Annotated in this window: 23 protein-coding genes; 14 read left to right on the top strand and 9 right to left on the bottom strand. The window is 71.6% G+C overall.

Annotation, left to right across the window (positions count from 1 at the left end; genetic code table 11):
• Positions 1-371: 371 nt before the first annotated feature.
• Together ACFVYK_RS10595 and ACFVYK_RS10600 are read left to right on the top strand one after the other, a co-directional pair.
• Positions 372-2,498, top strand: coding sequence for an ArnT family glycosyltransferase (locus ACFVYK_RS10595; RefSeq protein ID WP_389771227.1), 2,127 nt, complete (start codon positions 372-374; stop codon positions 2,496-2,498).
• A gap of 447 nt (positions 2,499-2,945) precedes the next feature.
• Positions 2,946-3,392, top strand: coding sequence for a hypothetical protein (locus ACFVYK_RS10600; RefSeq protein WP_389771230.1), 447 nt, complete (start codon positions 2,946-2,948; stop codon positions 3,390-3,392).
• A gap of 321 nt (positions 3,393-3,713) precedes the next feature.
• Here the strand turns inward: ACFVYK_RS10600 and ACFVYK_RS10605 are convergent, their stop codons facing one another.
• The 3 genes from ACFVYK_RS10605 to ACFVYK_RS10615 are packed head-to-tail and all read right to left on the bottom strand — an operon-like array spanning position 3,714 to position 6,226.
• Positions 3,714-4,436 (bottom strand): FAD:protein FMN transferase, encoded by a 723-nt coding sequence (locus ACFVYK_RS10605; protein WP_389771321.1) that lies wholly within the window; start codon positions 4,434-4,436, stop codon positions 3,714-3,716.
• 22 nt (positions 4,437-4,458) lie between these two features.
• The gene (locus ACFVYK_RS10610; RefSeq protein WP_389771233.1) at positions 4,459-4,878 is read right to left on the bottom strand and encodes an FMN-binding protein; all 420 of its coding nucleotides are present in this window, start codon (positions 4,876-4,878) and stop codon (positions 4,459-4,461) included.
• Positions 4,879-4,888: 10 nt separating this feature from the next.
• The gene (locus ACFVYK_RS10615; protein ID WP_389771236.1) at positions 4,889-6,226 is read right to left on the bottom strand and encodes a ferric reductase-like transmembrane domain-containing protein; all 1,338 of its coding nucleotides are present in this window, start codon (positions 6,224-6,226) and stop codon (positions 4,889-4,891) included.
• A 152-nt stretch (positions 6,227-6,378) separates the two neighbouring features.
• On the opposite strand from ACFVYK_RS10615, the gene ACFVYK_RS10620 reads away from it, so the two are divergent.
• The 3 genes from ACFVYK_RS10620 to ACFVYK_RS10630 all read left to right on the top strand — a co-directional run bounded on the left by ACFVYK_RS10620 (position 6,379) and on the right by ACFVYK_RS10630 (position 10,060).
• Positions 6,379-7,071, top strand: a complete 693-nt coding sequence (locus ACFVYK_RS10620; protein WP_389771238.1) for a response regulator transcription factor — start codon at positions 6,379-6,381, stop codon at positions 7,069-7,071.
• A complete protein-coding gene (locus ACFVYK_RS10625; RefSeq protein WP_389771241.1) occupies positions 7,068-8,501 on the top strand; it encodes a sensor histidine kinase in 1,434 nt (477 codons plus the stop codon). Before ACFVYK_RS10620 ends, ACFVYK_RS10625 begins: the two co-directional genes overlap by 4 nt.
• A gap of 557 nt (positions 8,502-9,058) precedes the next feature.
• Complete coding sequence (locus ACFVYK_RS10630; protein WP_389771324.1) at positions 9,059-10,060, top strand: YbhN family protein; 1,002 nt, start codon at positions 9,059-9,061, stop codon at positions 10,058-10,060.
• Between the two features lie 196 nt (positions 10,061-10,256).
• On the opposite strand, the gene msrB is transcribed toward ACFVYK_RS10630, so the two are convergent.
• From msrB to ACFVYK_RS10650, 4 genes are all read right to left on the bottom strand, one after another.
• Positions 10,257-10,667, bottom strand: coding sequence for a peptide-methionine (R)-S-oxide reductase MsrB (msrB, locus tag ACFVYK_RS10635; protein WP_389771244.1), 411 nt, complete (start codon positions 10,665-10,667; stop codon positions 10,257-10,259).
• Between the two features lie 13 nt (positions 10,668-10,680).
• Positions 10,681-12,066 carry a UDP-N-acetylmuramate--L-alanine ligase gene (murC, locus tag ACFVYK_RS10640; protein ID WP_389771247.1) on the bottom strand — a complete coding sequence of 462 codons (1,386 nt, stop codon included), beginning with the start codon at positions 12,064-12,066 and terminating at the stop codon, positions 10,681-10,683.
• 181 nt (positions 12,067-12,247) lie between these two features.
• Entirely contained in the window at positions 12,248-12,721 is a 474-nt protein-coding gene (locus tag ACFVYK_RS10645; protein ID WP_389771250.1) for an indole-3-glycerol phosphate synthase, read from the bottom strand.
• 258 nt (positions 12,722-12,979) lie between these two features.
• The gene (locus ACFVYK_RS10650) at positions 12,980-13,807 is read right to left on the bottom strand and encodes a pyrimidine reductase family protein (RefSeq protein ID WP_389771253.1); all 828 of its coding nucleotides are present in this window, start codon (positions 13,805-13,807) and stop codon (positions 12,980-12,982) included.
• A 37-nt stretch (positions 13,808-13,844) separates the two neighbouring features.
• Between ACFVYK_RS10650 and zapE the strand changes: the two genes are divergently transcribed.
• The 8 genes from zapE (at position 13,845) to ACFVYK_RS10690 (ending at position 22,242) form a co-directional block, all read left to right on the top strand.
• A complete protein-coding gene (gene zapE / locus ACFVYK_RS10655) occupies positions 13,845-14,951 on the top strand; it encodes a cell division protein ZapE (protein WP_389771256.1) in 1,107 nt (368 codons plus the stop codon).
• 184 nt (positions 14,952-15,135) lie between these two features.
• Positions 15,136-15,549, top strand: coding sequence for a hypothetical protein (locus ACFVYK_RS10660; RefSeq protein ID WP_389771259.1), 414 nt, complete (start codon positions 15,136-15,138; stop codon positions 15,547-15,549).
• 94 nt (positions 15,550-15,643) lie between these two features.
• Entirely contained in the window at positions 15,644-16,225 is a 582-nt protein-coding gene (locus tag ACFVYK_RS10665; protein WP_389771262.1) for a carbonic anhydrase, read from the top strand.
• Positions 16,222-17,745, top strand: coding sequence for a SulP family inorganic anion transporter (locus ACFVYK_RS10670; protein ID WP_389771264.1), 1,524 nt, complete (start codon positions 16,222-16,224; stop codon positions 17,743-17,745). Before ACFVYK_RS10665 ends, ACFVYK_RS10670 begins: the two co-directional genes overlap by 4 nt.
• 143 nt (positions 17,746-17,888) lie before the next feature.
• Entirely contained in the window at positions 17,889-18,971 is a 1,083-nt protein-coding gene (locus ACFVYK_RS10675; RefSeq protein WP_389771267.1) for a slipin family protein, read from the top strand.
• 247 nt (positions 18,972-19,218) lie between these two features.
• Entirely contained in the window at positions 19,219-20,586 is a 1,368-nt protein-coding gene (locus ACFVYK_RS10680; RefSeq protein ID WP_389771270.1) for an alkaline phosphatase PhoX, read from the top strand.
• A gap of 447 nt (positions 20,587-21,033) precedes the next feature.
• Positions 21,034-21,933 carry a polysaccharide deacetylase family protein gene (locus tag ACFVYK_RS10685; RefSeq protein ID WP_389771272.1) on the top strand — a complete coding sequence of 300 codons (900 nt, stop codon included), beginning with the start codon at positions 21,034-21,036 and terminating at the stop codon, positions 21,931-21,933.
• 120 nt (positions 21,934-22,053) lie between these two features.
• On the top strand, positions 22,054-22,242 hold the full coding sequence (locus ACFVYK_RS10690; RefSeq protein WP_389771274.1) for a hypothetical protein: 189 nt from the start codon (positions 22,054-22,056) through the stop codon (positions 22,240-22,242).
• A gap of 76 nt (positions 22,243-22,318) precedes the next feature.
• On the opposite strand, the gene ACFVYK_RS10695 is transcribed toward ACFVYK_RS10690, so the two are convergent.
• A complete protein-coding gene (locus ACFVYK_RS10695; RefSeq protein ID WP_389771276.1) occupies positions 22,319-22,990 on the bottom strand; it encodes an ABC transporter in 672 nt (223 codons plus the stop codon).
• Complete coding sequence (locus tag ACFVYK_RS10700) at positions 22,987-23,940, bottom strand: ATP-binding cassette domain-containing protein (RefSeq protein WP_389771279.1); 954 nt, start codon at positions 23,938-23,940, stop codon at positions 22,987-22,989. Before ACFVYK_RS10700 ends, ACFVYK_RS10695 begins: the two co-directional genes overlap by 4 nt.
• A gap of 268 nt (positions 23,941-24,208) precedes the next feature.
• Between ACFVYK_RS10700 and ACFVYK_RS10705 the strand changes: the two genes are divergently transcribed.
• Positions 24,209-24,910 (top strand): peptidyl-tRNA hydrolase, encoded by a 702-nt coding sequence (locus tag ACFVYK_RS10705; protein ID WP_389771282.1) that lies wholly within the window; start codon positions 24,209-24,211, stop codon positions 24,908-24,910.
• Positions 24,911-24,959: the final 49 nt, after the last annotated feature.

The following is a 24,959-nucleotide window of genomic DNA, read 5'->3' on the forward strand; positions in this document are numbered from 1 at the left end:
CCCCCAGACGCGGCCCCGATCGTCAGGGCCATGAACGAGACGAACCTCGCCCCGCGCGCGGCGAACGCAGCCTCGTCCTTGCGCACCGAGACAGCTGATCCGGGGCCGGTTGGACCGGCAACCCCGGCTGCGGCTCCGGCAGTGCGCCGGTCGACCGGGCCGACGCCCCCGACACCCGGGACGTCATCGTCCCAACGACCGTCGCCGACTTCGGGAGCACCGGCCGGACGCTCCGCCGCGCCCTCACCGGCCGCACCCGCAATCTTCGCCGTGCCACGGCCGAGGAGCACCCCTCGGGTGCCGGACGCACGCGCCGCCGCCCCTTCCACCCTCCTGCCCGCCGGGGCGAACACCCACCTGGAGTACGCGTCATGACGACCTTCGCCCCGCCCCCCGCCCCCGTCCGCGAGGACGGCCCCCGCCACCGGGCGGGCCCGCCGTCCGACGGAGGGCCCGCCTCCCGCGCCAGGCGCCTGTTCACCGGCGCCCCCGAGGATCCCCGCTGGGCCCGCCCGGCCCTGTGGGCGATCCTCGTCCTGGCCACGGCCCTGTACGCCTGGAACCTCTCCTCGATCACCGGCAACACCTTCTACGACGCCGCCGTCTACAGCGGCACCAAGAGCTGGAAGGCGTTCTTCTTCGGCGCCCTCGACGCCGGCAGCTTCATCACGGTCGACAAACCGCCGTTCGCCCTGTGGGTGATGGGGCTGTCCGCCCGTGCCTTCGGTTACGGAACCTGGCAGTTGATGCTGCCGATGATCGCTGCGGGAACCGGTTCCGTAGCGCTTCTGTACCGGCTGATCAAGCGGGACTTCGGCGCGGTGGCGGGCACGGTCTCCGCGCTGGCGTTGACCCTCACCCCCATCACGGTCGCCATCACCCGTGACACCAATCCCGATCCGATCCTCGTCTTCCTCATGCTGCTGGCCGCGGCCACGTTGCTGAAAGCGGTGCGCACCGGTCGGCTGATGCCGCTGGTCTGGTCCGGCGTCGCCGTCGGTTTCGCGTTCAACACGAAGATGATGCAGGCCTACGTCGTCCTGCCGGCTTTCTTCCTGGTGTATCTGTGGGCCGCGAACGCCTCGCTGGGCAAGCGCATACGCAACCTTGCCGTCGGCACGGTCGCGCTGCTCGTGTCCAGCGCCTGGTGGATGGTGGTCGTCGATCTGATCCCGGCCTCCGCCCGCCCCTACATCGGCGGCTCGACCGACAACACGGTCTGGGACCTGGTCGTCGGCTACAACGGCTTCGGCCGCATCTTCGGCGCGAGTTCGTCGGTCGGCTCGCAGGGCAACGGCGCGAGCTTCGGCGGCGAGGCCGGCCTGTACCGGATGTTCAACGACATCATGGGCGGTCAGATCTCCTGGCTCATCCCCTTCGCGGCGATCGCCCTGGCCGCGGGTCTGATCCTGCGCGGCCGGGCGCCCCGCACCGACGCGAAACGGGCCGCGCTGATGCTGTGGGGCGGCTGGTTCGTCCTGCACTACCTCACCTTCGCCCTCGCCGAAGGGACCTTCCACCCGTACTACGTCACCGCCATGGCCCCCGGCGTCGCGGCCCTGGCCGGCGCGGGCGGCGTGCTGCTCCACCAGGCGTTCCGGGAAGGCGCGGCGGCGAGGTGGGGCTGGGTGCTGCCCGTCGCCGTCGCGGCGAGTTCGGTGTGGGCGGTCGTCCTGCTGCAGCGGGTCTCCGGCTCCGGGACGCTGTACACGGTCGCCGAGAACGTGGCCGGCGTGGCGGGCGCCGCGGCGGTGATCGGGCTGCTGGTCGGCCGGTTCACGAAGCGACAGCGGCTGACGGGCCTCGCGACCCTGGCGGCCGTCGTGGCCCTGCTCGCCGGTCCGGCCGCCTACTCGGTCTCGGCCGCCGTCACCGCCACCAACGGCACCAACCCGACGGCGGGCCCGAACACCGGCGGCATGGGCGGCATGGGCGACGGCCGGCGGCCGGCCGGCGTGAACGGTGGGCCCGGCATGAACTCCGGTGAGATGACGAACGGTTCGGGCAACGGCCAGTCCATGGGCGGGCCTCCGTCGACCGACAGCGGCTCGACGAGCGGAAGCTCGGGCGCGTCCGGTACGACGGAGTCCGGTTCGACGGAGTCCGGTTCGGCTGGATCCGGCACCGCCGGGGGCCGCACCAGCGGTGGCATGGGCGGTAGCGGTGAGGTGTCGTCCGCCATGATCACGTATTTGAAGAAGAACCGAGACGGCGCGAGCTGGCTGCTGGCGGTGGCCACCGATCAGACGGCCGCATCCGTCATCCTGGGGTCGGGTGAGCCGGTCATCTCGATGGGCGGCTGGTCCGGCACCGACAACGCGATGACGCTCGCCGAACTCAAGAGCCTGGTGAAGTCGGGCAAACTGCACTACATAGTCGTCGGCGACAGCCGCCAGGGCTCGACCGGCTCTGGGATCTCCACCTGGGTGAAGGCGAACGGCACGGCCGAATCCGACTACAGCGGTCTGTACCGCCTGGACGCCTCCGACGTCAGCTGAGAACCCGGTATGGCACGGATGGCACGCACCCACGCACGCCACGCACCACGCCCGGCACGCGCGGGCCATACCGCATCGTCGTGCAGGCGGAAGGCGGGCACCGGTTGCACCGGTGCCCGCCTTCCTGCTGTTCTCGCCCTCGGGCGCCGGATCGACGCCGTGCCCGGGTGACGCAGCCCCGCGGTAACTTCCGGAAACCGGTGACCGACGTCAGTAACAGGGCACCCCGCAACGAGGGCCAGTGACCGGTGACCGACCGACGATCGGAGAATCGCTGAGTATCCGTTTCCAGAAGCGCTTGCCGGCGCAAGCCGGCAAGTAACGACCTGGTGCGCGATCGCGGATCCCCGAGATGCCGTCGGCGAGTCCGGAGAAGTTGGCCCAGACCGGCTTGGCGGGCAGCAGGTCGAGACCGGCGTTCGGCCGTCCGTAGTGGAGGATGGCCCTATGCATGCTCTCTTCGACGGTCCCGGGCTCCGTCGCGTCTCGCTGGGCGAGTACCCCTTGTGGGACGAGGCGCTTCCGCTCCTCAACCGGGACCTGGCAGTGACTCTTCCTGAGCAGGGGCCCCTGCAACTGGTGGCCCAGCCTTCCTACGAGGAGGGCGAGCCGGAGTATGTCTACGTTGCGCTGGCCAATGGCGAGTGGCACGGCGGTCACCTGTACCCGAAGGTGGCCGAAGATTTTGCTCATGCCTTGGCGATCGTCGCCGACGCCGCGCAGGATACCGTCGCTGAGCGTCTGGGGCAGGCGTGGCCCCTGTGCGTCGAACACAACCTGGGCATGCATGCGCGCGAGGGGGAGGGGCGGCTCTCCTGGTGGTGCGCCGGAGAGCGGCCGCGTCTTGGGCCGGCCCACATCCGTGCGGCCGTGGGCGCGCTCGACACCTTCTGAGCCGCCCGCATCGCCGCAACCGCAAGCGATGGAGAGCAGATCGCGTTCGCGAACCCAGCACCCACCAACCCGGGCAGCCGCGCCCGCACAGGCCCAGGCACTGCCAGACAGACACCGGCGTCGCAGAAACACAACATCGCACCGGACAGACCGGTTTGCAGAAACACCGGTCGCCCTCCTCGCATCCTCAACCCCGTTCAGCGGCACCGGCGTTGGCGCGACGGTGGGTGTCGCGTGGTGCCCGGCCCGACGTCCAGGCGAGGACGGCCGCGCCCCATCCGAGGAGCCACACGGCCGCTCCCAGCGCCCCCGCTTCGACGCTCACGCGGCCGCTGTCTCCGCCGTCGGGAAGCCGCTGCTGCGCAGGACCCGCCCGCCGGGCAGCACGGCGTACACCTCGCAGCCGTGCCGCCCGGCCGCCCACTCGACGCCCTCCGCGCCCAAGGCGAAGGCGGCCGTGGCGACGGCATCGGCCTCGGTCAGGGTCGGCGCGACGACGGTGAGGCTGTCGATGCCGGTGACCGGCCGTCCGGTGCGGCCGTCGAGGATGTGGTCGCCGCGTTCGTACCGTGCCGAGGTCGCGACCGCGGCGTCGGTGAGGTCGAGGACGGCGCACAGTCGGTCGGCGAACTCGGGGTGCCGTACGCCGACCCGCCAGGGTCCGCCGGAGACGACCACGTCGCCGCCGGCGTTGAGACAGAACCGGCTGCGCCCGGCGCCGGTGAGCAGCCCGGCCGCCCGCTGCACGGACCAGCCCTTGACCACCGCGCAGGGGTCGAGGCCGCGGCCGGGCAGCCGGACGTCGAAGGCGCCCGCGGTGTCCGCCCGGTAGCGCTCGCAGATGTCGAGAACTTCCACGAGGTCGGCACTCAGTTCGTCGGCCGACAGCTCACCCCGGTCGTAACGGGACACCTCGCTGTCGTCCTTGAAGGGGCTGAACCGTGCGTCGACCTCGCGCAGCCAGGCGAACACGGCGTCCCCTGCCTCCCCGGCTTCCTCGGGAACGCCGGGGTCGTCGATCCGCAGGGAGACCGGGAAGCCCATGACCTGCTCGACGCGCCGCACGTCAGGCGGCCTTCGCGTCGATCGCGGCCTGGAGGGACTCCTTGTAACCGTCGCTTGTCAGGGTCGCGCCGGAAACGGTGTCTATGTCCGCACTCTGCGCGGTAAGCGTTTCCGCAACGAGTTGCGGTACCGCGGCGGTCGTCTGCGGGTGGTTCGGCTGCTTCAGCAAGGTCACAGCCGTGATCTTGTCGCCGTCGTAGGTGACCTGGACCTGCACGTCGCCCTTCTCCGTGGTCACGGTCGTGCCGGTGACGACCACCGACCCCGAGGACGAGGCGGAGCCGGAGGACGGACCGGAGGAGGACACGGAGGGCGTCGAGGCGGCCTCGGTGGTGGACGTCGTCCCGGTCGACGGCTCGTAGCGCCAGACCGGGATCAGGCCCGCCACGGACAGGACCAGGACAGGTACGGCTCGCTTCACGATGTCTCTCTCATCCCGCCAGGCTGAAGCGCTCGAAGTGGATCTGGGGCTTGGGCACACCGAGCTCGCGCAGCGTGCCGAGGACCGCGTTCATCATCGGCGGCGGTCCGCACAGGAAGACGTCCCGCTGCGCGATGTCCGGTACGAGCGCGGCCAGTTCGCGCGGCGCCAGCCGGTCGGGCACCGGCGGTCCGGTGACCAGGTGGAGCTCGGCGCCCTTGGCGACGGCCAGCTCGCGCAGCTCCTCGTAGAGGACGGCGTCGCGCTCGCCGGCCACCCGGTAGACGACGACCGCGTGCCCGTGGATCTCCTCCAGCAGCGCGCGGATCGGGGTGACGCCGACGCCGCCGGCGATGAGCAGGGCTTCCGGGCGGGTGCGGTGCATCGCGGTGAAGGCTCCGTAGGGGCCCTCGGCGAAGACGCGGGTGCCGGGCATGAGGTGGCGCAGGCCCGCGGAGCCGTCGCCGGCCGCCTTGGCGGTGAGCCGCAGCCGGGTGCCGTCGGGCGCGGCCGACAGGGAGAAGGGGTTCGCCTGCCACCAACGGTCCTTGGTCAGGAACCGCCACAGGAAGAACTGTCCGGCCCGGGCTGGCAGCCTGTCGAGGTCGCGGCCGGTGATGTACACGCTGACGACGTTGTCGGCCTCGGGCACGACCGCCTCGACGCGCAACTGGTGCCGCCAGTTCCGCCACAGAGGCAGGGCGAGTCGGCCCAGGAGCACCGAGCCGAGGGCCACGCCCCACACCGTGTACCAGTACACCGTCGCGGTGGACGACGTGGTGAACGTCGTCCCGGCCGCGACCTGGTGGGTGAAGGCCAACACGACGGCGACATAGGTGTACAGGTGGATGAAGTGCCAGGTCTCGTAGGCGAGCCGGCGGCGGGTCCAGCGGGCGGAGACACCGCCGACGACCAGGATCAGTCCCATCGCGACCACGGCGCGGAAAACGCCTTCGACTGTTTCCGCCAGGTCGACGAGCTGGTTCACCGGGTTCATCGAGGAGGACTCGGCGTAACCGAAGGCGATGAACACCACGTGCCCGACCAGCGTCCACAGCAGGCCGAAGCCGGTCCAGCGGTGCCAGTTGGTCAGCCGGTCCATGCCGATGCGGCGGTCCAGCCAGGGCAGCCGGGCCACCAGCAACAGTTGGAACGCCATCAGCAGGGCGGCGTACAGGCCTGCGAACCGGCCGACGACGACCAGCGCGTTGGAGGCGAACCCCGCCTGCACGGCGAAAGAGGTCACGGCAACCGCGTTGGCGGCCAGCACGGCGTACAGGCCGGTGCGGGCCACCGCTTTCGGACGTATCGCCGTGGGGGGCACGGGTGGCGACTGGACGGTGGTCACGGACGGAAACTCCTCGATCGGGGCCTCAGAACACAGAGCTTGTCCGTGCTGTGCTGTCGTTTTCCTGTCGTACAACTTTCAAGATCCTATCGATCCGCGCGCTGGAGAGACGCGGGGCCGGCGTCGCGCGGCGGGTGACGCACTATGAGCGGGTGGAAAAAGTACGACTCCTCGTCGTGGACGACGACCCGCCGATCGCCGATCTCGTGGCGACGGTCGCCCGCTACGAGGGCTGGGACGCGGTCACCGCGAACTCGGGAGAGGAGGCGCTGCGTCGCGCCGCAGACTTCCATCCCGACATCGTGGTGCTCGACCTGATGCTGCCCGACCTCGACGGCTTCGGCGTGCTCGACCGTCTGCGGCGCTCCGGAACCATGGTGCCGGTCGTGTTCCTGACAGCCCGCGACGGGATCGCCGACCGGGTCGCCGGGCTGACCCGGGGCGGGGACGACTACCTGGTGAAACCGTTTGCCGTCGAAGAGCTGATGGCCCGCTTGCGGACGGTGCTGCGGCGCAGCACCGGGCCCGGTTTCCAGCGTTCGGTGCTGCGGGTGGCGGATCTCGTCATGGACGAGGACACCCGTGAGGTCCGGCGCGACGGAAAGCTGCTGACGCTCACGCCCACCGAGTACGAAGTCCTGCGCTATCTGATGCGCAAGTCCCCGACCGTGCTCACCAAGGCGCAGATCCTCGATCATGTCTGGGAATACGGTTTCGGCGGTCGTTCCAACGTCGTCGAACTGGTCGTCAGCCGGCTGCGCCGCAAACTCGACGCGACCGGCGACGACCCGCTGATCCAGACGGTACGCGGTTTCGGATACGTGATCCGACAGGCGGCCGAGTGATCGCCCGGCACTGGCGGTCCTACCGCGGGCTGCGGCTCGGCACCCGGCTGGCGCTCGGTCTGGGCGCGCTGTCGCTGGTGGTGTTCGCGGTGGTCGGCACTGCCCTGACCACGTACATGCGCGACTATCTCTCGGCTCAGCTGGACGACCAGCTCGGGATCGCGCAGGTCGCCCAGTCCAAGAGCATCGTGGACTCCGGCTCGCTGACCGGGAAGAAGTACTGGGGCTGGTACTACGCCGTTTACGACGTACGCGACGGCGCGCCCGTGCTGCGCAAGCCCGAGGACCCCGGGGACGTGCCCGGGGACATCGACGAGCTCACCGCGCTGGCCAAGGCGCAGACGGCCGCCGACGCGGAGGTGCTGAGCACCGCGCACCTCGCGGGCAAGGGGAAGTACCGACTGCGCGCCTGTGAGGTGGAGCCCGGGGTGGTGCTGGTCAGCGGCGCGCCCATGGACGATCTCGAGGACACCGTCGGTCAGCTGATCACGATTCAGGCCGTCACCTTCGGTCTGGCGCTGCTGGCGCTCGTGGTGTTCGGCCGGGCGCTCCTGCGGCGCGGGCTGAAACCGCTCAGCGACATGGCGCACACCGCGCACGGCATCGCCTCCCACGACCTGACCGAGTCGGCCTCCCGACTCCCGCTGCGCGCGGACGCCCTCGGCGGCGGCCCCGAGGTGGAGGAGCTGCGCACGGCCTTCAACACGATGTTGGAACACATCGACGACTCCCTCGCCGTGCGCGCGGAGGCGGAGCAGCGGCTGCGCCGTTTCGTCGCCGACGCCTCGCACGAGCTGCGCACCCCCCTGATGTCAGTACGCGGTTACGCCGACCTTTTCCAGTACGCGGCCGCCAACGCGCCCGAGGAGCGGGACAGGCACCTGGCGCGGCTGCGCGCCGAGGCGGCCCGGATGGGCGTCCTGCTGGACGATCTGCTGTTGCTGGCCCGCCTGGACGCGGCCGAGGTGGAGACGCCTCTGCGGATGGAGAGCGCCGACCTGGTGGAGCTCGTCGGGCAGGCGGCCGACGCGTTTCGGGCCGGCCGTCCAGGCCACCCGCTGACCGTGACGCCGGGCCCCGCCGCCGTCCCGCTGCGGATGGACCCCCATCGCATCCGTCAGGTCCTGGACAACCTCCTCACCAACGCGGCCGTGCACACCCCGGCGGGCACTCCGGTCCGCGTCGAGGTGACCGTGTCGCCGGACGCGGCCCGGGTCCATGTGACCGACCAGGGCCCCGGCATCCCGCCCGAGGACCGCGACAGCGTCTTCGACCGCTTCTACCGTGTCGACAAGGCCCGCAGCCGCGATCGCGGCGGCAGCGGCCTGGGCCTGTCGGTCGCCCGCGCCCTGGTCCTGGCGCACGGCGGCTCGCTGGAACTGAGCCCCACGGCGACGACCACGGTGTTCACGATGACGCTGCCCGTGTGACCGGCCGGGACGAGTGGAAGGCCACAGCACGCAGACCGCCGTCGGCCCGGCCGATCCGCCGCACGAGCCCCGGCCGTCACCGATCGGCCGCCCACCCGCCCGGGCGCCCACCGACCGACCGCCCACCCCGCCCGGCCGCTCTCCGCCCCCGCTCCCTGCCACCCATCCATCCACCCGCCCCGCCTGCTCGACGCGTCCGGGAAGGGCCGTCGGCGCTGCGAGCCGGGTGAACCTCGGCCGGCGTCCGGGATGAACCCCGGGGCGGGCGGGCAGACATGACACAGCCTCACCGCACCTCACTGCGCCCAGCCCTGTGCCCCTTTCCCGGCCCGCCCACCGCGGTCGCCCCGTCGGCCCGCACTCCGTCGGCCTCCGGACACCGCACCGCCACACCGAAGGGGAACAGCTCCCGAGGGAACCGCTCCGGGGGAACCGCTCCCGAAGGAAGTCGCTCTCGGAGGGAACCGTCCCTCGTCCCCTCCCCAGGCTCGCCCACGATCCGTCACACCGCCGCCGCGCGGTCCCGACGCGGAAGGACGACGTGCGCCGTGCCCCTGCTGCCCCTGCTGCCCCCGGACGGGACCGCGTCCCCGCACCAGCTCACGGACGTCCGTCGCCGCCCGCGGGGCGCGACCGCGGCGCGCCTGGCCCTCGGCCTGCTTCCGCTGCTCCTTCTCGCGGCATGGGCGGCGCTCGACTGGCGCGCCGTGCACGACGGCGCCGCCCGGCTGGCCACCGCCGACCCCTGGTGGCTGCTGGCCGGGCTGTTCTTCAGCTACCTGAGCGCGGTCGCCGCCGCCTGTGTGCGTCAGGGCGCGCTCCCCGAGCGGTTGCCGCCAGGCCTGCTGCTGGCCTCGCAGATCGCCGCGGGCGCCGCCAACCATGTGCTGCCCGCGAGCATCGGCGCCCACGCGGTCACCGTCCGGTTTCTGCTGCGTCAGGGGGTCCCGCTGCCCCGGGCCACTGCCTCGATAGCTCTGTACTCCCTGGTCAGAGCGGTGGCGAAGACGCCCCTGGTGCTGATCTTCGTGCTGGCCGCGCCCGCCGCCGCGCCCCCTGCCCGGCTTCTCCCGGAGGGCCGGACCCTGGTCCTGGCCGCCGTCGGCCTCCTGCTGGCGCCTGCGGCGGCCGCGGCGCTCTACGTTCTCGTACGGCCCCTGCGGCGGCCCGCCCTGGACTTCGTCCGGACGGCGCTCACCGACGCCCGGCGTCTGCACACCCGTCCCTCCCGCTTCCTGCCGCTGTGGGGCGGAGCGGTCGCGGCGCCGCTGATCCAGGCGAGCGTGGTGGCGTCGGTGGGGACGGCGCTGGATCTGCCCCTGTCCTGGCCGCAGTTGCTGTTCGCGTTCCTCGCGGCGAGCACCGCGGCCGGCGCCGTCCCCGCGCCCGGCGGCATCGGCCCGGTGGACGCGGCTCTGGTGTTCACACTGGCCGGGTACGGCGCCTCGCTGCCCCTGGCCACGGCGACGGTCATCGGCTACCGCGTGCTGACGGTGTGGGTGCCGTTGCTGCCGGGGACGCTGGTCCTGTCGGCGCTGGTGCAGCGAAAGCTGCTGTGAGCGTCGTCAGGCGCCGTCGCGGCCGTCGGCCGCCGCCGTCGTCACCCTGCCCGCCGCCGTCGTCACCCTGCCCGCCGCCGTCGTCACCCTGCCCGTCGCCGTCGTCGGCCCTGGCCGTCGCCCACCGCGGTTGCCGTGGGCCTCGACGTCGCCCGCGGCGGCTGCCGTCGGGCGACGACGTCGGGCGGCGCCGTCGTCAGCTCTCGTCGTCCACCGCGAGCCGGAGGGAGATGCTGTTGATGCAGTACCGCTGGTCGGTCGGGGTCGCGTACCCCTCGCCCGCGAACACGTGTCCGAGGTGGGAGCCGCAGCGGGCGCAGCGCACCTCGGTGCGCACCATCCCGTGCGAGCGGTCCTCGATCAGCTCCACGGCGTCGGTGTCCTTGGGGTCGAAGAAGGACGGCCAGCCGCAGTGGGACTCGAACTTCGTGTCGGAGGTGAACAGTTCCGCGCCGCAGGCCCGGCAGGAGTAGACGCCCTTGGCCTTGGTGTCGGTGTACTCGCCCGTGAACGCGGGCTCGGTCGCCGCCTGGCGCAGGACGGCGTACTCGGCCGGCGTCAGCTCCGCCCGCCACTGCTCGTCCGGCTTCTCGACGTCGTACGACATGAGCCTCAGCCCCTCACTGCGAAAGTCGGTCCAGAATGCGCGGGCCCAGGTCGGTCACGTCTCCCGCGCCCATGGTGAGAACGAGATCACCGGCCTTCGCCATTCCCGCGATCACGGACGGCGCCTCGTCCTTGTCGTGGACGGCCGTCACGTCGGCGCCCGCGGCGCGCGCCGCGTCGATGATCAGGTCGCTGGTCACGCCCGGGACGGGGTCTTCGCGGGCGGGGTAGACGTCGAGGACGACGGAGGCGTCCGCCAGTGCCAGCGCCTGGCCCATCTCGGTGCCGAGCTCCTGCGTCCTGGAGAACAGGTGCGGCTGGAAGAGGACGAGGATGCGGGCGTCGCCGACCGCGGCGCGCATCGCCTCCAGGTCGGCCGTCATCTCGGTCGGGTGGTGGGCGTAGGAGTCCACGACCTGGACGCCCGCCGCCTCGCCCTTGAGCTGCAGCCGGCGCTTGACGCCCGTGTACGCCGCGAGGGCCCGGGCGAGTTCCTTGGCCGGGACGCCCAGGGCGACGCCCGCCGCCAGCGCGGCGACGGCGTTGTGCGCGTAGTGGCGGCCGGGCACCGAGACCGCGAAGGTGAGCTCCTCGCCGTCCAGCAGTACGGTGACCTCGCTCTTCAGGCCCTGCGGGACGACGGAGAGGACCCGCACGTCGGCGTCGGCGGCCTCCCCGTAGGTCACCACCCGCACGCCCTCGACGCGCCGCGTCAGTTCGCGGGCGCCCTCGTGGTCGGCGGTGATCACCAGGGTGCCGCCGGGCACGATCTTCCGGGCGAAGGTCTCGAAGGACGCGTAGATCTCGTCCATCGAGGCGTAGTTGGCGTGGTGGTCGAGTTCCACGTTGAGGACGATGGCGACCTCGGGCGCGTACTTGTGGAAGCTGCGGTCCGATTCGTCCGCCTCGGCGACGAAGATCTCGCCGTCGCCGTGCAGCGCGTTGGAGCCGGGTGCGTCCAGGTCGCCGCCGATCGCGTACGACGGGTGCAGCCCGAGCTCGGACAGCGACACGGCGAGCATGGACGTGGTGGTGGTCTTGCCGTGCGTGCCGGCGACGGCGATCGGGCGCAGCCCGTCCATCAGCCGGGCGAGCGCGTCCGAGCGGTGGACCACCGGGATGCCGAGCTCGGCCGCGCGGGCGAGTTCGGGGTTGTCGGCGCGGATGGCCGACGAGACGACGACGCAGCTGGCGTCGTCGGCCAGGTGCCCGGCGGCGTGCCCGATGTGCACGGTCGCCCCGAGCGCCCGCAGCGCCGCCGCGGTCTCCGAGTCCTTGGCGTCGCTGCCGGCCACCTTCGCCCCGCGCTGGGCCAGGATCTTCGCGATCCCCGACATGCCGGCCCCGCCGATGCCGATGAAGTGCGGTCGGTCCATGGCGGTAGGAAGGCCGGGTGCCATGTGCTGTCTCCCAAGGTGCGCTACGACGGTCCAGTGCGTCCCCACCCTATGGGGCGGGGGCCGTCGCGGCCGACTCGGGCCGCGGCGGGCCCGGCCTCGCCGGCTCCCCGCGCGGCCCGTGCCTCGGCCCACCCCACACCACACGACGTCACGTCACGTCATGCGCGCCACGCCCCGCGCCTCACGCCTTGCTGTGCGAGAACAGCTTCAGCACCGGCACGCCCACCTTGTGCCGCGCGCGGGAGGCCCAGTCCCGGTGGAAGAACTCCTCCACGTAGTGGGGATCGGTCAGCACGATCACCTCGTCCGCCCCGACCTCGGCGACCAGGGACTTCAGCGCGTCCAGGGGATGGTCCTCCACCAGCCGGCCCACCGCCTGGCTGCCGGAGGCCTGGAGCGCGTGCAGGGACACCTCCAGGGCCCGCACGCCGAAGCCCGTGGCCTCGTCGCCCTCCGGCGTCTCGTTCTCCCGCGCCGCCTCGTCCAGTTCGCCGAGGGCCACGTCGTCGATGGCCCGCAGCAGGCGGTCCGCCTGGTCGCCCCGCGGCTGGAGCAGCACGTGGAAGGAGACCGGATCGTCCCCGTGCAAGGTGGTGACGAACTCCACGTCGGCGGACGTCAGGGCCTTCTCGATCATCAACACGCTTGTGAACACCAGCGCCCCATTCTCCTTCGAGGACCCCCGTGGCCCTCTGTCCTCCGTGGGCCGTTCACGGCCCTGAGGAAACCATCCTTCCCCGTGCTCGCACGGGAGGCTGCGAAACTCAGTGTGCCCGCCGGAATCGAAACGGAACGGTTGATTCCGCCGATTCGGGACCTCCGGCGACGATCGAACGCGAATCCGGCCCGCGTCCGGCCGTGTCCGGCCCGCTTCGGCCCGCTCTTCGACCCCGTCGTCGACTCCTGTCCGGCGTCACGGCCGCCGGTACCGGCCGAACAGGAAACCCTCCTCCTCCAGGAGGGACGCCAGGACGAAACGCCGCGGCACGGCGAGCGAGGGCCCGCCCGCGATCCGCTGCGCGTCGCCGACGGCGAGCATCGGGGAGACCGTCAGACAGAGCTCGTCCAGGACCCCGGCGGCCACGAACTGCCCCAGCAGCCGAGGGCCGCCCTCGGTCAGCAACCGGGTGTGTCCGAGGTCGGCGAGGGCCCGGACCGCGCGGTCCGGCTCCACGCCCATGCCGTCGCCGGCGATCACCACGCGCGCGCCCGCGCGTTCCGCGGCCGCGACCCTGTCGGGCGCCGCGGCGGCGCCCGTGAGGATCAGGGTGGGGACCAGGGGCGAGGTGAACAGCGGGAGCGAGAAGTCCAGGTCGAGGCCGGCCGTGACGACCGCGACCGCCGGCGCCGGCCCCTGCCCCGCCGCCTCGCGCCGCTGCGCGAACTCCGCCCGCGCGCGTGCGGGACGGTAGCCCTCCAGACGTACCGTTTCCGCTCCGACGACGACCACGTCCGCGAGCCCGCGCAGCGTGCCGAAGATCCGCATGTCGGCGGCGGTGGAGATGGGCTGCGAGCGTCCTTCGTGCTGGGCCGCGCCGTCGAGGGTGGACACCATGTTCGCCCGCAGCCACGGCTGCGGCTCACCCGGTCCGGGCTCCGGGTAGGCGTAGGCGTCGGCGAGCTCGTCGAGGCTCCACTCGCGGTCCGAAGCCGTCTCGTCCCCCTCGCCGGAGACCCCGAGCGGGCTTCCGGCGGAGCGGGTCGGCGCTGTCTGGTCGGTCACAGGGAACAGCCGTCGCATGTCAGGCAGTCTGGCACGCCCCGTAGCATGGGCAACCGTGTCGTCCTCCTCCTCCGCCCCAGGTCTCAGCCCGATAGCCGACGCGGCTCCGGCGTCCCTCTGCGCCCGTCAGCCGCATGTCCCCGCGGACCGGCTGGTGGCGGAGATGGTGCCGCCGCCGCGTTTCGACTCGGTCCGTTTCAGCACCTACATCCCGGACCCGAACCAGCCCAGCCAGACCGAGGCGGTCGGCGTGCTGGAGACCTTCGCGGCGGGACTGGGCGGGGCGCACGCGTCGGGCGCCGCCCGACGGGGGTTCCTCGGTCTCGGCCGGGCGAAGAAGCCCCGGACGCCCGCCGGACCGCGCGGCGTCTACCTGGACGGCGGCTACGGCGTCGGCAAGACCCACCTCCTGGCCTCCCTGTGGCACGCCACCCCGGCCGAGCCCGCCCTCAAGGCGTTCGGCACGTTCGTCGAGCTGACCAACCTCGTCGGCGCCCTCGGCTTCCAGCAGACGGTGCGCACCCTGTCCGGGCACCGTCTGCTGTGCATCGACGAGTTCGAGCTGGACGATCCGGGAGACACCGTTCTCGTCTCGACGCTGCTGGGCAAGCTGGTCGAGGCGGGCGTCGCGCTCGCCGCCACCTCCAACACCCTGCCCGGCAAGCTCGGCGAGGGCCGGTTCGCGGCCGCCGACTTCCTGCGCGAGATCCAGGGGCTGTCGGCGCACTTCCGCGCTCTGCGCATCGACGGCGAGGACTACCGCCACCGCGGTCTGCCCGAGGCGCCGGCGCCGTTCTCCGACGAGCAGGTGACCCGGGCTGCGTACGCGGCCGAGGGCGCCTCGCTCGACGACTTCCCGCATCTGCTGGAGCACCTCGCCAAGGTCCACCCGAGCCGTTACGGCGCGTTGACCGACGGCCTGACGGCGGTCTGCCTCACGGACGTGCGGCCGGTGCCCGACCAGTCCACGGCGCTCAGGCTGGTGGTGCTTGCCGACCGGCTCTACGACCGCGAGGTGCCGGTCCTGGCCTCCGGCCTCCCCTTCGACCGGCTGTTCAGCGAGGAGATGCTGAACGGCGGTTACCGCAAGAAGTACTTCCGCGCGATCTCCCGCCTCACGGCGCTGGCCCGCGACGCCGAACGGCTCGTCGTGACCCCTTAGACGATCATGGGCGTCACGTCAACAGTCGATATCCGGCCACCGATCCCCCTTTTTTGAGGCGCACCTCATCTGGAAACGTGGAGTTAACCCTGCAAACAACCTTGCAGGGTTAACGTGTTTCTTGACCAGTCGTTGACCAAGCGTTGGTCTGGACTAGAGACGCGAAGTGGCCGGAGGGAGGCGCATGTTCCGTGGTACGACGGCCCGGGCCGTGATCTCGATCCTCACCGCCGCCCTGCTCGTCCTCCCGTTCTTCGCACCCACACCCTCCTTCGCACACGCGCACACGTCGCGTCAGGCCGAGGCCGAGAGCAGGCCCGGAATCACCTCCTCGGTCAAGCCGATGCGCGACGAGACGGTCACGCACGGCGACTGCGACCGCTCCGGCGGTCCCGCCGACCCACTGCGCACCCGCGACCGCAACCGCGCCACCACGAGCGCCTCCGCGGCCTCCACACCCCAGGAGCCCCAGCGGGTGTTGCTCTCACAGGACCCCGCGGCCGCGCACCAGCCGGTCCGGCCCGGCGAGCACCATCATCGCCCGTCGAGATCCTCGGCGGACCACTCCCCGGCGGGACTCCAGGTCTTCCGCTGCTGAGCGAGCAGAGCAGAACAGCAGTTCCCCCCCCACCTGTCCTGTGTCCTGCACATCCGACGCGCCCCCACGGCGCGCCAGGAGGAGTCACCACGTCATGCAGCCCCTCATCGACAACGCCCGTACGTTCGGACAGCGCCCTGAGGAGTTCGCCAAACTCGCCGAAGGCCAGTCCCCGCAGGTCCTGTTCATCACCTGCTCCGACTCGCGCGTCGTCCCCGCCCTGATCACGGGCGCCCGCCCCGGCGAGCTCTTCGAACTGCGCACCGCGGGCAACATCGTGCCCCCGTACGGCTCCGACCGCCCCACCGGCGAGGCGGCCACCATCGAGTACGCCGTCGAGGTCCTCGGCGTCAGCGACGTCGTCGTCTGCGGCCACTCCCACTGCGGCGCCGTCGGCGCGCTGGTGCGCGGCGACGACCTCGACGGCGTCCCCGCCGTACGCGACTGGCTCGCGCACGCCGCCGACGAGCCGGGAGCCGCCGACCCCGACGACCCGACCGTCATGCGGGCCGTGCAGAACCACGTGCTCGCCCAGCTGCTGCGCCTGCGCTCCTACCCCTGCGTGGAGAAGCGGCTCGCCGACGGCCGGCTCCGGGTGCGCGGCTGGTACTACGAGGTCCACACCGGCGCCGTGCGCGAGCACCGCGTCGACACCGACGCCTTCGAGGCCCTGTGAGCGCCGCGACGAACGACCGCGCGTCCGGGCGAATATCCCGCTTCCCCCACCTCAAGCAGGACTTCGCCGCATCCCTCGTCGTCTTCCTGGTCGCGCTCCCGCTGTGCGTGGGCGTGGCCGTGGCCTCCGGCGTGCCGGCCGAGCTCGGACTCGTCACCGGCATCGTCGGCGGCATCGTGACCGGTCTCCTGCGGGGCAGCTCCCTGCAGGTGTCCGGTCCCGCGGCCGGTCTGACCGTGCTGGTCTACGAAGCGGTACAGGAGTTCGGCCTGCCCGCCCTCGGAGTGATCGTCCTCGCCACGGGCGTCCTGCAGCTCGCCATGGGCGCCCTGAAACTCGGCCGCTACTTCCGGGCCATCTCGGTCTCGGTCGTCGAGGGCATGCTGGCCGGAATCGGCCTGGTGCTGATCGCCGGGCAGCTGTACTCGATGGTCGGCGGCAAGGCCCCCGAATCCGGCCTGGACAAGATCGTCGGACTGCCTCGGGCGCTCGTGGACGCCGTCGGCGACGCCGACGCGTCCGCCTCGCTCCTCCTCGGCGCCGGCACCATCGCCGTGCTGGTGTTGTGGAAGCGGTTGCCGGCGAAGGTGCGCACGGTGCCCGGCCCGCTCGCCGCGGTGGGCCTGGCGACGCTCGCCGCGCTGCTGCTGGACCTGCCGGTGGCCACCGTCGAGGTCCAGGGCCTGCTGGGCTCCCTGCAGCCCCCGCCGCTGAGCTCCTTCGGTGAACTGGCCGGCGTCGGCCTGCTCGGCACCGTCGTCGCGTTCACCCTGATCGCGTCCGCCGAGTCGCTGTTCAGCGCGGCGGCCGTGGACCGGCTGCACGACGGCCCGCGCACCGAGTACGACAAGGAACTGATGGCCCAGGGCGCGGGCAACACGATCTGCGGGATCCTCGGCGCCCTGCCGATGACCGCGGTGATCGTGCGCAGCGCCGCCAACGTGCAGGCCGGCGCGCGCACGAAGGCTTCGCGGGTGCTGCACGGCGTGTGGCTGCTGCTGTTCGCGGCCCTCCTGCCGGGCGCGCTGGCCTACATCCCCATCCCGGCGCTGGCCGGCATCCTCGTCCACGCGGGGGCCAAGCTCGTGCCCCTGCGGACGGTCGCGGGACTGTGGCGCGAGCACCGCGGCGAGGCGCTGATCCTCGTCGTCACGGCCGTGTCGATCGTCGCGGTCAGCATGTTCGAGGGCGTCCTCATCGGTCTGGCGCTGGCCGTGGTCAAGACCGCCTGGGAGGCCTCGCACCTCAAGCTGGAGATCGTCGACAAGGGAGCGGGCCCGGTCCAGGCGTACCTGTCGGGCAACGCGACCTTCCTGCGCCTGCCGAAGATCCTCGACAGCCTGGAGGCCCTTCCGCAGGACCGCCCGGTCGAGGTGGACCTCTCCGGCCTGCACCATCTCGACCACGCCTGCCGTACCGCCCTGGAGACCTGGGCGCAACGGCACAGCGCGGCCGGCACCGAACCGGTGAAGGTGACGGAGCCCGTGAAGGTCGCCGCCCAACCGGTGACGACCGGATAGCCCGGCCCGCGCCGGCGGAACCCGTCGTGCGGTCCGGGGCACGAAACATGGCCCCGGGCCGGACAGCGGGCCTATCGTTGGCAGGAGCAGACAGAACGGCGGGCGCCACCCGCTGTCACGAGCCTCTTGTCGAGGGGGTCGTCATGCTCCAGGAGTTGCTGGGCGCGGCCGCGGCGGTCGCCGCCGGAGCCGCCGTGTATCTGGGCGCCGCCGCACGGGTCGTCAAGCAGTACGAGCGCGGAGTGGTCCTGCGGCTCGGCCGGCTGCACGGCGACGTCCGCCCGCCGGGTCTGACCCTCGTCGTCCCCGCCGTGGACCGGCTGCGCAAGGTCAACCTGCAGATCGTGACGATGCCCATCCCCGGCCAGGAGGGCATCACCCGCGACAACGTGACCGTGCGGGTCGACGCCGTCGTGTACTTCCGGGTGGTGGACGCCGCGGCCGCGATCATCAACGTCGAGGACTACCGGTTCGCCGTCTCCCAGATGGCCCAGACATCGCTGCGCTCGATCATCGGCAAGAGCGAACTCGACGACCTCCTGTCGAACCGGGAGAAGCTCAACGAAGGCCTGGAGCTGATGATCGACAGCCCGGCCGTCGGCTGGGGCGTGCAGATCGACCGCGTCGAGATCAAGGACGTCTCCCTGCCCGACACCATGAAGCGCTCGATGGCGCGCCAGGCCGAGGCGGACCGCGAGAGGCGGGCACGGATCATCAACGCGGACGCCGAACTCCAGGCCTCCAAGAAGCTCGCCGAAGCGGCCAAGGAGATGTCCGAGCAACCGGCCGCACTGCAGTTGCGCCTCCTGCAGACGGTGGTGGCGGTCGCCGCAGAGAAGAACTCCACGCTCGTCCTGCCCTTCCCGGTGGAACTCCTGCGGTTCCTGGAGAAGGCACAGCAACCGACGCCGGCACAGCAACCGCTGCCGCAACCGGTTCAGCAGCAGCCCGCGCAGCAGTCGGTGGGGAGGTGGCCGGGGCCCGAGGGGGCGGGTCAGCGAGCCCACGTCGGGGAGCAGGCTTCCGCGGGGGCGTCGACCGAGGCATCGGCGGGGGCATCGGGGCAGCAAGAGCTGACTCGGGACCTTGCGGAGGCGGTGCGGGGAGTGGTGTCGCGGTGGTCGTTGGAGGGCGAGGAGAAAACGCCTTCGCAACAGTCGCCGGAAAAGCCCCAGCAAGCGGTATCGCAACGGGCGCGGGAGGGGGAGCGGAAACCGCTTTCGTAACAACCACCGGGAAAGACGACGGCAACCGCTTTCGTGGCAACGGTCGGAGAAAAGCGCAGAGCACGCTTGCGCAACGAACGCGCCTACCGCAGTCACCCCGCCCCCAGATCTCTCACCGTATCCCCGGTCGGCTCCCCCGCAGGCCGCCGACGGGTGACACGTGCTACGGGCGTGGTTCCCGGGGCGCTCTCCGGGTGATAGACACAGCGGGATCACAGTTCCTGTCCGCCAGCAGGAAGGTTCTTCCATGTCTGCGACACGACGTCAGATCCTCGCTCGTAGCGGTGCCCTGGGGGTGGGCATCGCGTTCACCGGCGCTCTCTCCGACCTCTTCGCGGGAACCGCGTCCGCGCAGAGCCTCGGTCACGAGGGCTACGGTCCCCTGGCCCCCGACCCGAACGGACTCCTCGACCTGCCCAAGGGATTCCGTTACCGGGTCCTGTCCCGCGAGGGCGACCCCCTGCGCTCCGGCGAGGGTCCGGTGCCCTCGAACCATGACGGCATGACCGCCCTGCCCGGCCGCGGTGGACGGGTGCACCTGGTGCGCAACCACGAGAACCGTCCCACCGCCGCACACCCCGTTCCCACCGTGGCAGGGCTGACCTACGACCCGGCCGGCAAGGGCGGCTGTACGGCCTTGACGCTGGACTCCCGCAACAAGGTGCTTGCCGAGCGGGTCGCCATCGCCGGCACGGCCGTCAACTGCGCGGGCGGGCCCACTCCCTGGCATACCTGGCTGACCTGCGAGGAGACCGAGGACAAGGCAGGCACAAACGGTTACGCAAAGGACCACGGTTTCATCTTCGAGGTCGATCCGTCCGACCCGCACCGCACCGGGGCCGTCCCGCTCACCGCGATGGGCCGTTTCCAGCACGAGGCGATCGCGGTCGACCCGCACCGCGGAATCGTTTACGAAACGGAGGACGCGTTTCTCAAGCCGTTCGGTCTTTTTTACCGCTTCCTCCCGGAGAAACCGCTGGGCGGGGTGGGCTCCCTCCGGGCAGGTGGCCGACTGCAGGCGATGCGCGTCCCCGGCGTGGCGGACCTGTCCTCCATCCAGACCACGGGCGCGGTCTTCGACGGTGTCGAGTGGGTGAACGTACCGGACCCGCTCGCCGTGGAAACCCCGGTCCGGCTGCAGGACTTCGGCCCGAAGGGCATCACGCACGCCCAGAAGCTGGAGGGCTGTTACTGGGGTGGGCGGTGCGTGTACTTCGTCTCCTCGTTCGCGCGCGGCTCGGACGGCTCCGCAGCCGATCACTTCGGCCAGATCTGGCGCTATGACCCACAGCGTCGTCGCCTCACGCTGGTCGTCGTCTTCGGCCCGGACACGGACCTGCAGCTCCCCGGAGAGTCCCCCGACAACATCTGTCTCGCCCCGAGCGGCGGTCTGATGGTCTGCGAGGACGGCAACGGCGCCCAGCACGTCTTCGGCGTGACCAGGGCCGGCGAGGTGTATCCGATGGCGCGGGGCCGCCAGAACATCGGGACGCCCGAGGCCCCGGAGTGGGGCGAGTTCGCAGGCGTCACGTTCTCTCCCGACGGCGAGACCATGTACGTCAACTGCTACACCCCAGGGACGACATTCGCCGTGACGGGTCCCTGGCGGCGCTAGGCATGGTCAGCGGAGCGGGCTGTGCGGGCCGCGTGGAGCATCGCAGGGGCGGCCCGGGCCGCGTCGCACTGCTCCGATGCCGACACCGCTCCGGCACCAGCACCAGCACCAGCACCAGCACCAGCACCAGCACGAGACTGGGGCGTTGACGCTTCTCGAAAGCCGTTACCGTCAGCCTCGCTCGGGATGACCGGCAGCAGGTCGCTGCACCGACGTCGGAGTGCGCCAAGCCCATCGAGGATGCCTACGCCCCCGATGTCATCGCAAGGTTCGTCGAGCTCCGCTCATGGCTCGGGTTCTTCGCCGGTTTCGCCCGGCTGGCCGGCCGGGCGGGTGGCCGACCGGGCGGGTGGGCGGCCGGGCGGGTGGGCGGCCGGGCGGGTGATGGAGCCGCAACGCGGTCATATAACAACGCGGACACCCGCGCATTCCTCATATCTTCATACGATGATCACCCCCGTATCTCGCCGCCTGATCGCCGTCTGCGCACTCGGCACAGCCCTCGGAGCTCTCACCGCCTGCGGGACCTCTCAGCAATCCCGGGCTCCCCGCCCGACCACCTCGCCCCATGCCGCCGCCACCCCCGGCCTCGCCTCCCCGAGTCCCTCGCACACCCCCCTCACGCCTTCCCGGCCGCCGACGCTCGCCCCAGGGCCGGCCGGCCTCACCCCCGTCTTCCGTAACGCCCCCCGCACGGCCGGCAAGACGGTGGCCCTCACCTTCGACGCCGACATGACCGCCGACCAGGGTGGCCGAGCGGCAGCGGGCGAGCACTTCGACAACCCCGGGCTGATCACGGCGCTGCGGACCCTGAAGGTGCCGGCCACCGTGTTCATGACCGGCCGCTGGGCCGAGGAGTACCCCGATCAGGCCCGCTCCATCGGCCGTGACCCCCTTTTCGAGATCGCCAACCACTCCTACAGCCACTACGCCTTCACGGGCGACTGCTACGGGCTGCCGACCGTCCCCGAGGACCGGATGCGGGCCGACGTGGAACGGGCTTACACCGCGTTCCGCAAGGCCGGCGTACCGGACGCCATGCCGTATTTCCGTTTCCCCGGCGGTTGCTACGACCGGCGGGCGCTGCGCGCGGTGAGCGGCACGGGTGTGACCGCCGTGCAGTGGGACGTGGTGAGTGGTGACGCTTTCGCAACAGACGCGAACGCCGTGGCGCAACAGGTGTTGCAGGGCGTGAAGCCCGGCTCGGTGGTCGTCATGCACTGCACCCGCAGCGCCGCCCCGACGACCGAGCAGGTGGTGCGGACGGTCGTACCGGAGCTGCGCCGTCGGGGGTACCGCCTCGTGAAGGTGTCGGAACTCATCGGAACGGCCGGCGCACGACGCTGAATGCTGCGACTCGTTCGCCGGACTCGGACAACCCTCAGGGTCAGCCTCAAGGGCCGCCGACTTCGTAGGCCGGCCTCACCGGCCGGCCTCACGGGCGAGACACTTTCGTACGCTGGAAGCATGAGTGACGACACGGGTCAGGAATACTGCCTGATCGACGCGATGACCCCGCCCAAGGCTGACGGGCCGCCGTATGCGGAGTGCGTGCTCTGCAGGAAGCCCACGGAATATCCGGAGTCGCACAGGGGGATCACGTTGTGCCCGGTCTGCGAGTGGCAGGAGGCGCAACGGACAGCCTGCTCTGGGTAACCGCTTCCGGTTCCGCTCGCCCCTCCCCACCCTCCCTATCCTTCCTATCCTTCCTATCCTTCCTATCCTTCCTTCCTCAAGGTGATCGTCGGGAAGTGAGCGCGCAAGCCGTGGTGATCGCGGCGGCGCTCAACAGGGCCGCGGCGGCCAGGGGCAGCACCGGGGTGTGGACCGTGGCCGTGTGAGAGCCGCCGACCAGGCCGCTGACGGCCGCGTGCGCCGGCGAACCACTCACGACCAGCGCCAGCAGAGCGGCCAGCAGCAGCGTGGGTACCGCCCGGCCGGTCGAGCGCAGTACGGGCCACGCCGTGAGCGCGCCGACGGCCGCACCGAGCAGGGTGCAGGTCAGGACGGCGAGCAGTCCAGCGCCGGCGGCTTCGAGGACGGGAACGCGTTTCTGGTGGTCGCTGCCGACGGGGTCGCTGATCAGGGTGACGATCGCCGTCGTGACCGTGCCGAGCGCGACGGCCGAGGTCAGCGCGACCAGCACAGACGCCAGGTGGGCGCGCGCCGGACCGACCGCAGCAGCGACCACGGCACGCGCGGCCGGGGGCTCGTTGGCGACGCAGATCCGCACCAGCCAGGCAGCCACGGGGAGCAGGAACGCGGCGGCGTAGGCGAGTGAGTCCAGGAGCGGCTGGCCGCCCTGGACGCCGACGCCGAGGAAGACCGCGTACAGCAGAAACGGGGGAAGCCAGCGTTGCGACCGCACGAGCAGGGCCGTCTGGTAACGAAGGAGGGCGGTCACCGACTGCCCTCCTCTTGGCTGTCGTCCTGGCTCTCGAGTCGGCCGTCGTCTTGGCTCATGACCCCGTTGTCGACTTGGCCGTCGTCTTGGCCGTCGTCTTGGCTCTCGTCTCGGCGGACGCTCACCACGTGCCATGGCGGCCGGGCGGTCAGCAGAGTGCGGAGCAGGACATCGGAGTGGGAGGCGGGGACGGTGAGTCGGTGCGTCCGCTCGGCCGTCTCCTCGGCGCGGACGGCGAGGCGGAGTGCCTCCGCGGGCAGCCGGCCGGTCGGGCAACGCACCTCGATGATCATGTACGGGCCGTCGGGGGCGACGGTCGGGTCGCCGCCGGTACGGCGATGGAGACGCCCGTCGCGCACCGTGTAAGCGGTGTCCGCGGCACCGGCGAGGCGGTGCGGGTCGTGGTCGACGAAGACGACGGTCGCGTCGGCAGCCGTCCGCTCGGCGACCGCCCGTTCCAGTTCGGCCCGCGCGTCCGTGTCCAGGCCGGTCCAGGCCTCGTCCAGGATCAGCAATTCGGGTTCGGCGAGGAGTGCCTGGGCGACGGCGACCTTCTGGCTGCTGCCCTTCGAGAGGCGGGTCATGGGCGTGCGGGCGTGGGCGGCCGCGCCGAAGCGGTCCAACCACTCGTCCGCGGCCCGACCGGCCGCTGCTCGCGACAGGCCGTGCACCGTGCCGAGGTGGGTCAGATAGCCGACGGCGGTGAAGGGAAGGGCGGCGGGGAAGCGTTCGGGGACGTAGGCGGTGCGGGGGCGGCCGGTGACTCTGCCCTCCGTGGGGACGTCGATCCCGGCGAGCAGCCGCAGGAGAGTCGATTTGCCACTGCCGTTGGGACCGTCGATGCGGGTGAGGCTGCCGGGAGCCAGTTGCAGCTGCACGTTGCGCAGTACCCACGGGCCGCGTAAGCCGTAACGGCGGCCAACGTCGTCCAGGCGTAGATCGCGTTTCATGGGAACCATCCTGTAGCACCACGACCGCGTCCCAGCGGCAGTGGAACGGGTGGATGCGGTTACAGCGGACAGCGACGGCCGGATGGCAACACGGAGCGGCGGTTCGGCAACAGTGCAACAGCAAGCAGCAAGCAGCAACAACAGGTAGCAATAGCAGGCCATGGAGGCCGCCCCCGCAGGCCATGGAGGCCACAGAACCCACGGCCACGGGCGAGCCGCAAGGATCACTGCCCCCTGGGGACAAGGCCGGGTCAAGTAGCCTTCGCCTGTGAGTGAGAGTCCCTTTCAGACCGAGCCGAACCCCCGCGACCAGGCTCCGCAGTTCGTACTGCCCCTCGTCGTGCGGATAGAGAAGCCCGCGCCCCCCGGCCGTACCGACGCCCTGGAAACCGCTGCTCGCGCCGTGCTCGTGATGCTCGGTGACGAGCGGTCCGTCGGGGACGGCGAGTGGGCGCAGCTCATGCGGGACTGGCAGGACGCCCGTATCCGCAAGGTAGTGAGGCGGGCCCGGGGAGCCGAGTGGCGACGGGCCGGGGAGTTGCCGGGGATCACGGTCACCGGGAAGTCGGCGGAGGTGCGGGTGTTTCCGCCGGTGCCGGTGGACGGGTGGCCGAAGGAACTGGCGAAGCTGCAGGTTTCCGGAACCGATCTCGACGATCCCGAGCCGCCTGCGGGCGTCGAGCCGGGCACGGTCGTGCTGTGGATGAGTCCGGACGTCGACATGTCGGCCGGCAAGGCGATGGCTCAGGCCGGGCACGGCGCGCAACTCGCCTGGTGGGAGCTGTCGGAGGACGAGCGAACCGCCTGGCGCGAGGCGGGTTTCCCGCTGGCCGTGCGGACCGCGGATCCGCAGCGGTGGCGTGAGCTGACGGAGAGCGGGCTGCCGCTGGTGCGGGACGCGGGCTTCACCGAGATCGCCCCCGGGAGCTGCACGGTCGTCGCGGAGCACCCGGCCCTGCGCACGCACTGATCCCTCTCTTCCTCTCCCCCTCCCCCTCGCCCTCTCCCTCCCCCTCTCC

It is taken from the genome of Streptomyces sp. NPDC058291 (genome assembly GCF_042880855.1).
Classification (GTDB): domain Bacteria; phylum Actinomycetota; class Actinomycetes; order Streptomycetales; family Streptomycetaceae; genus Streptomyces.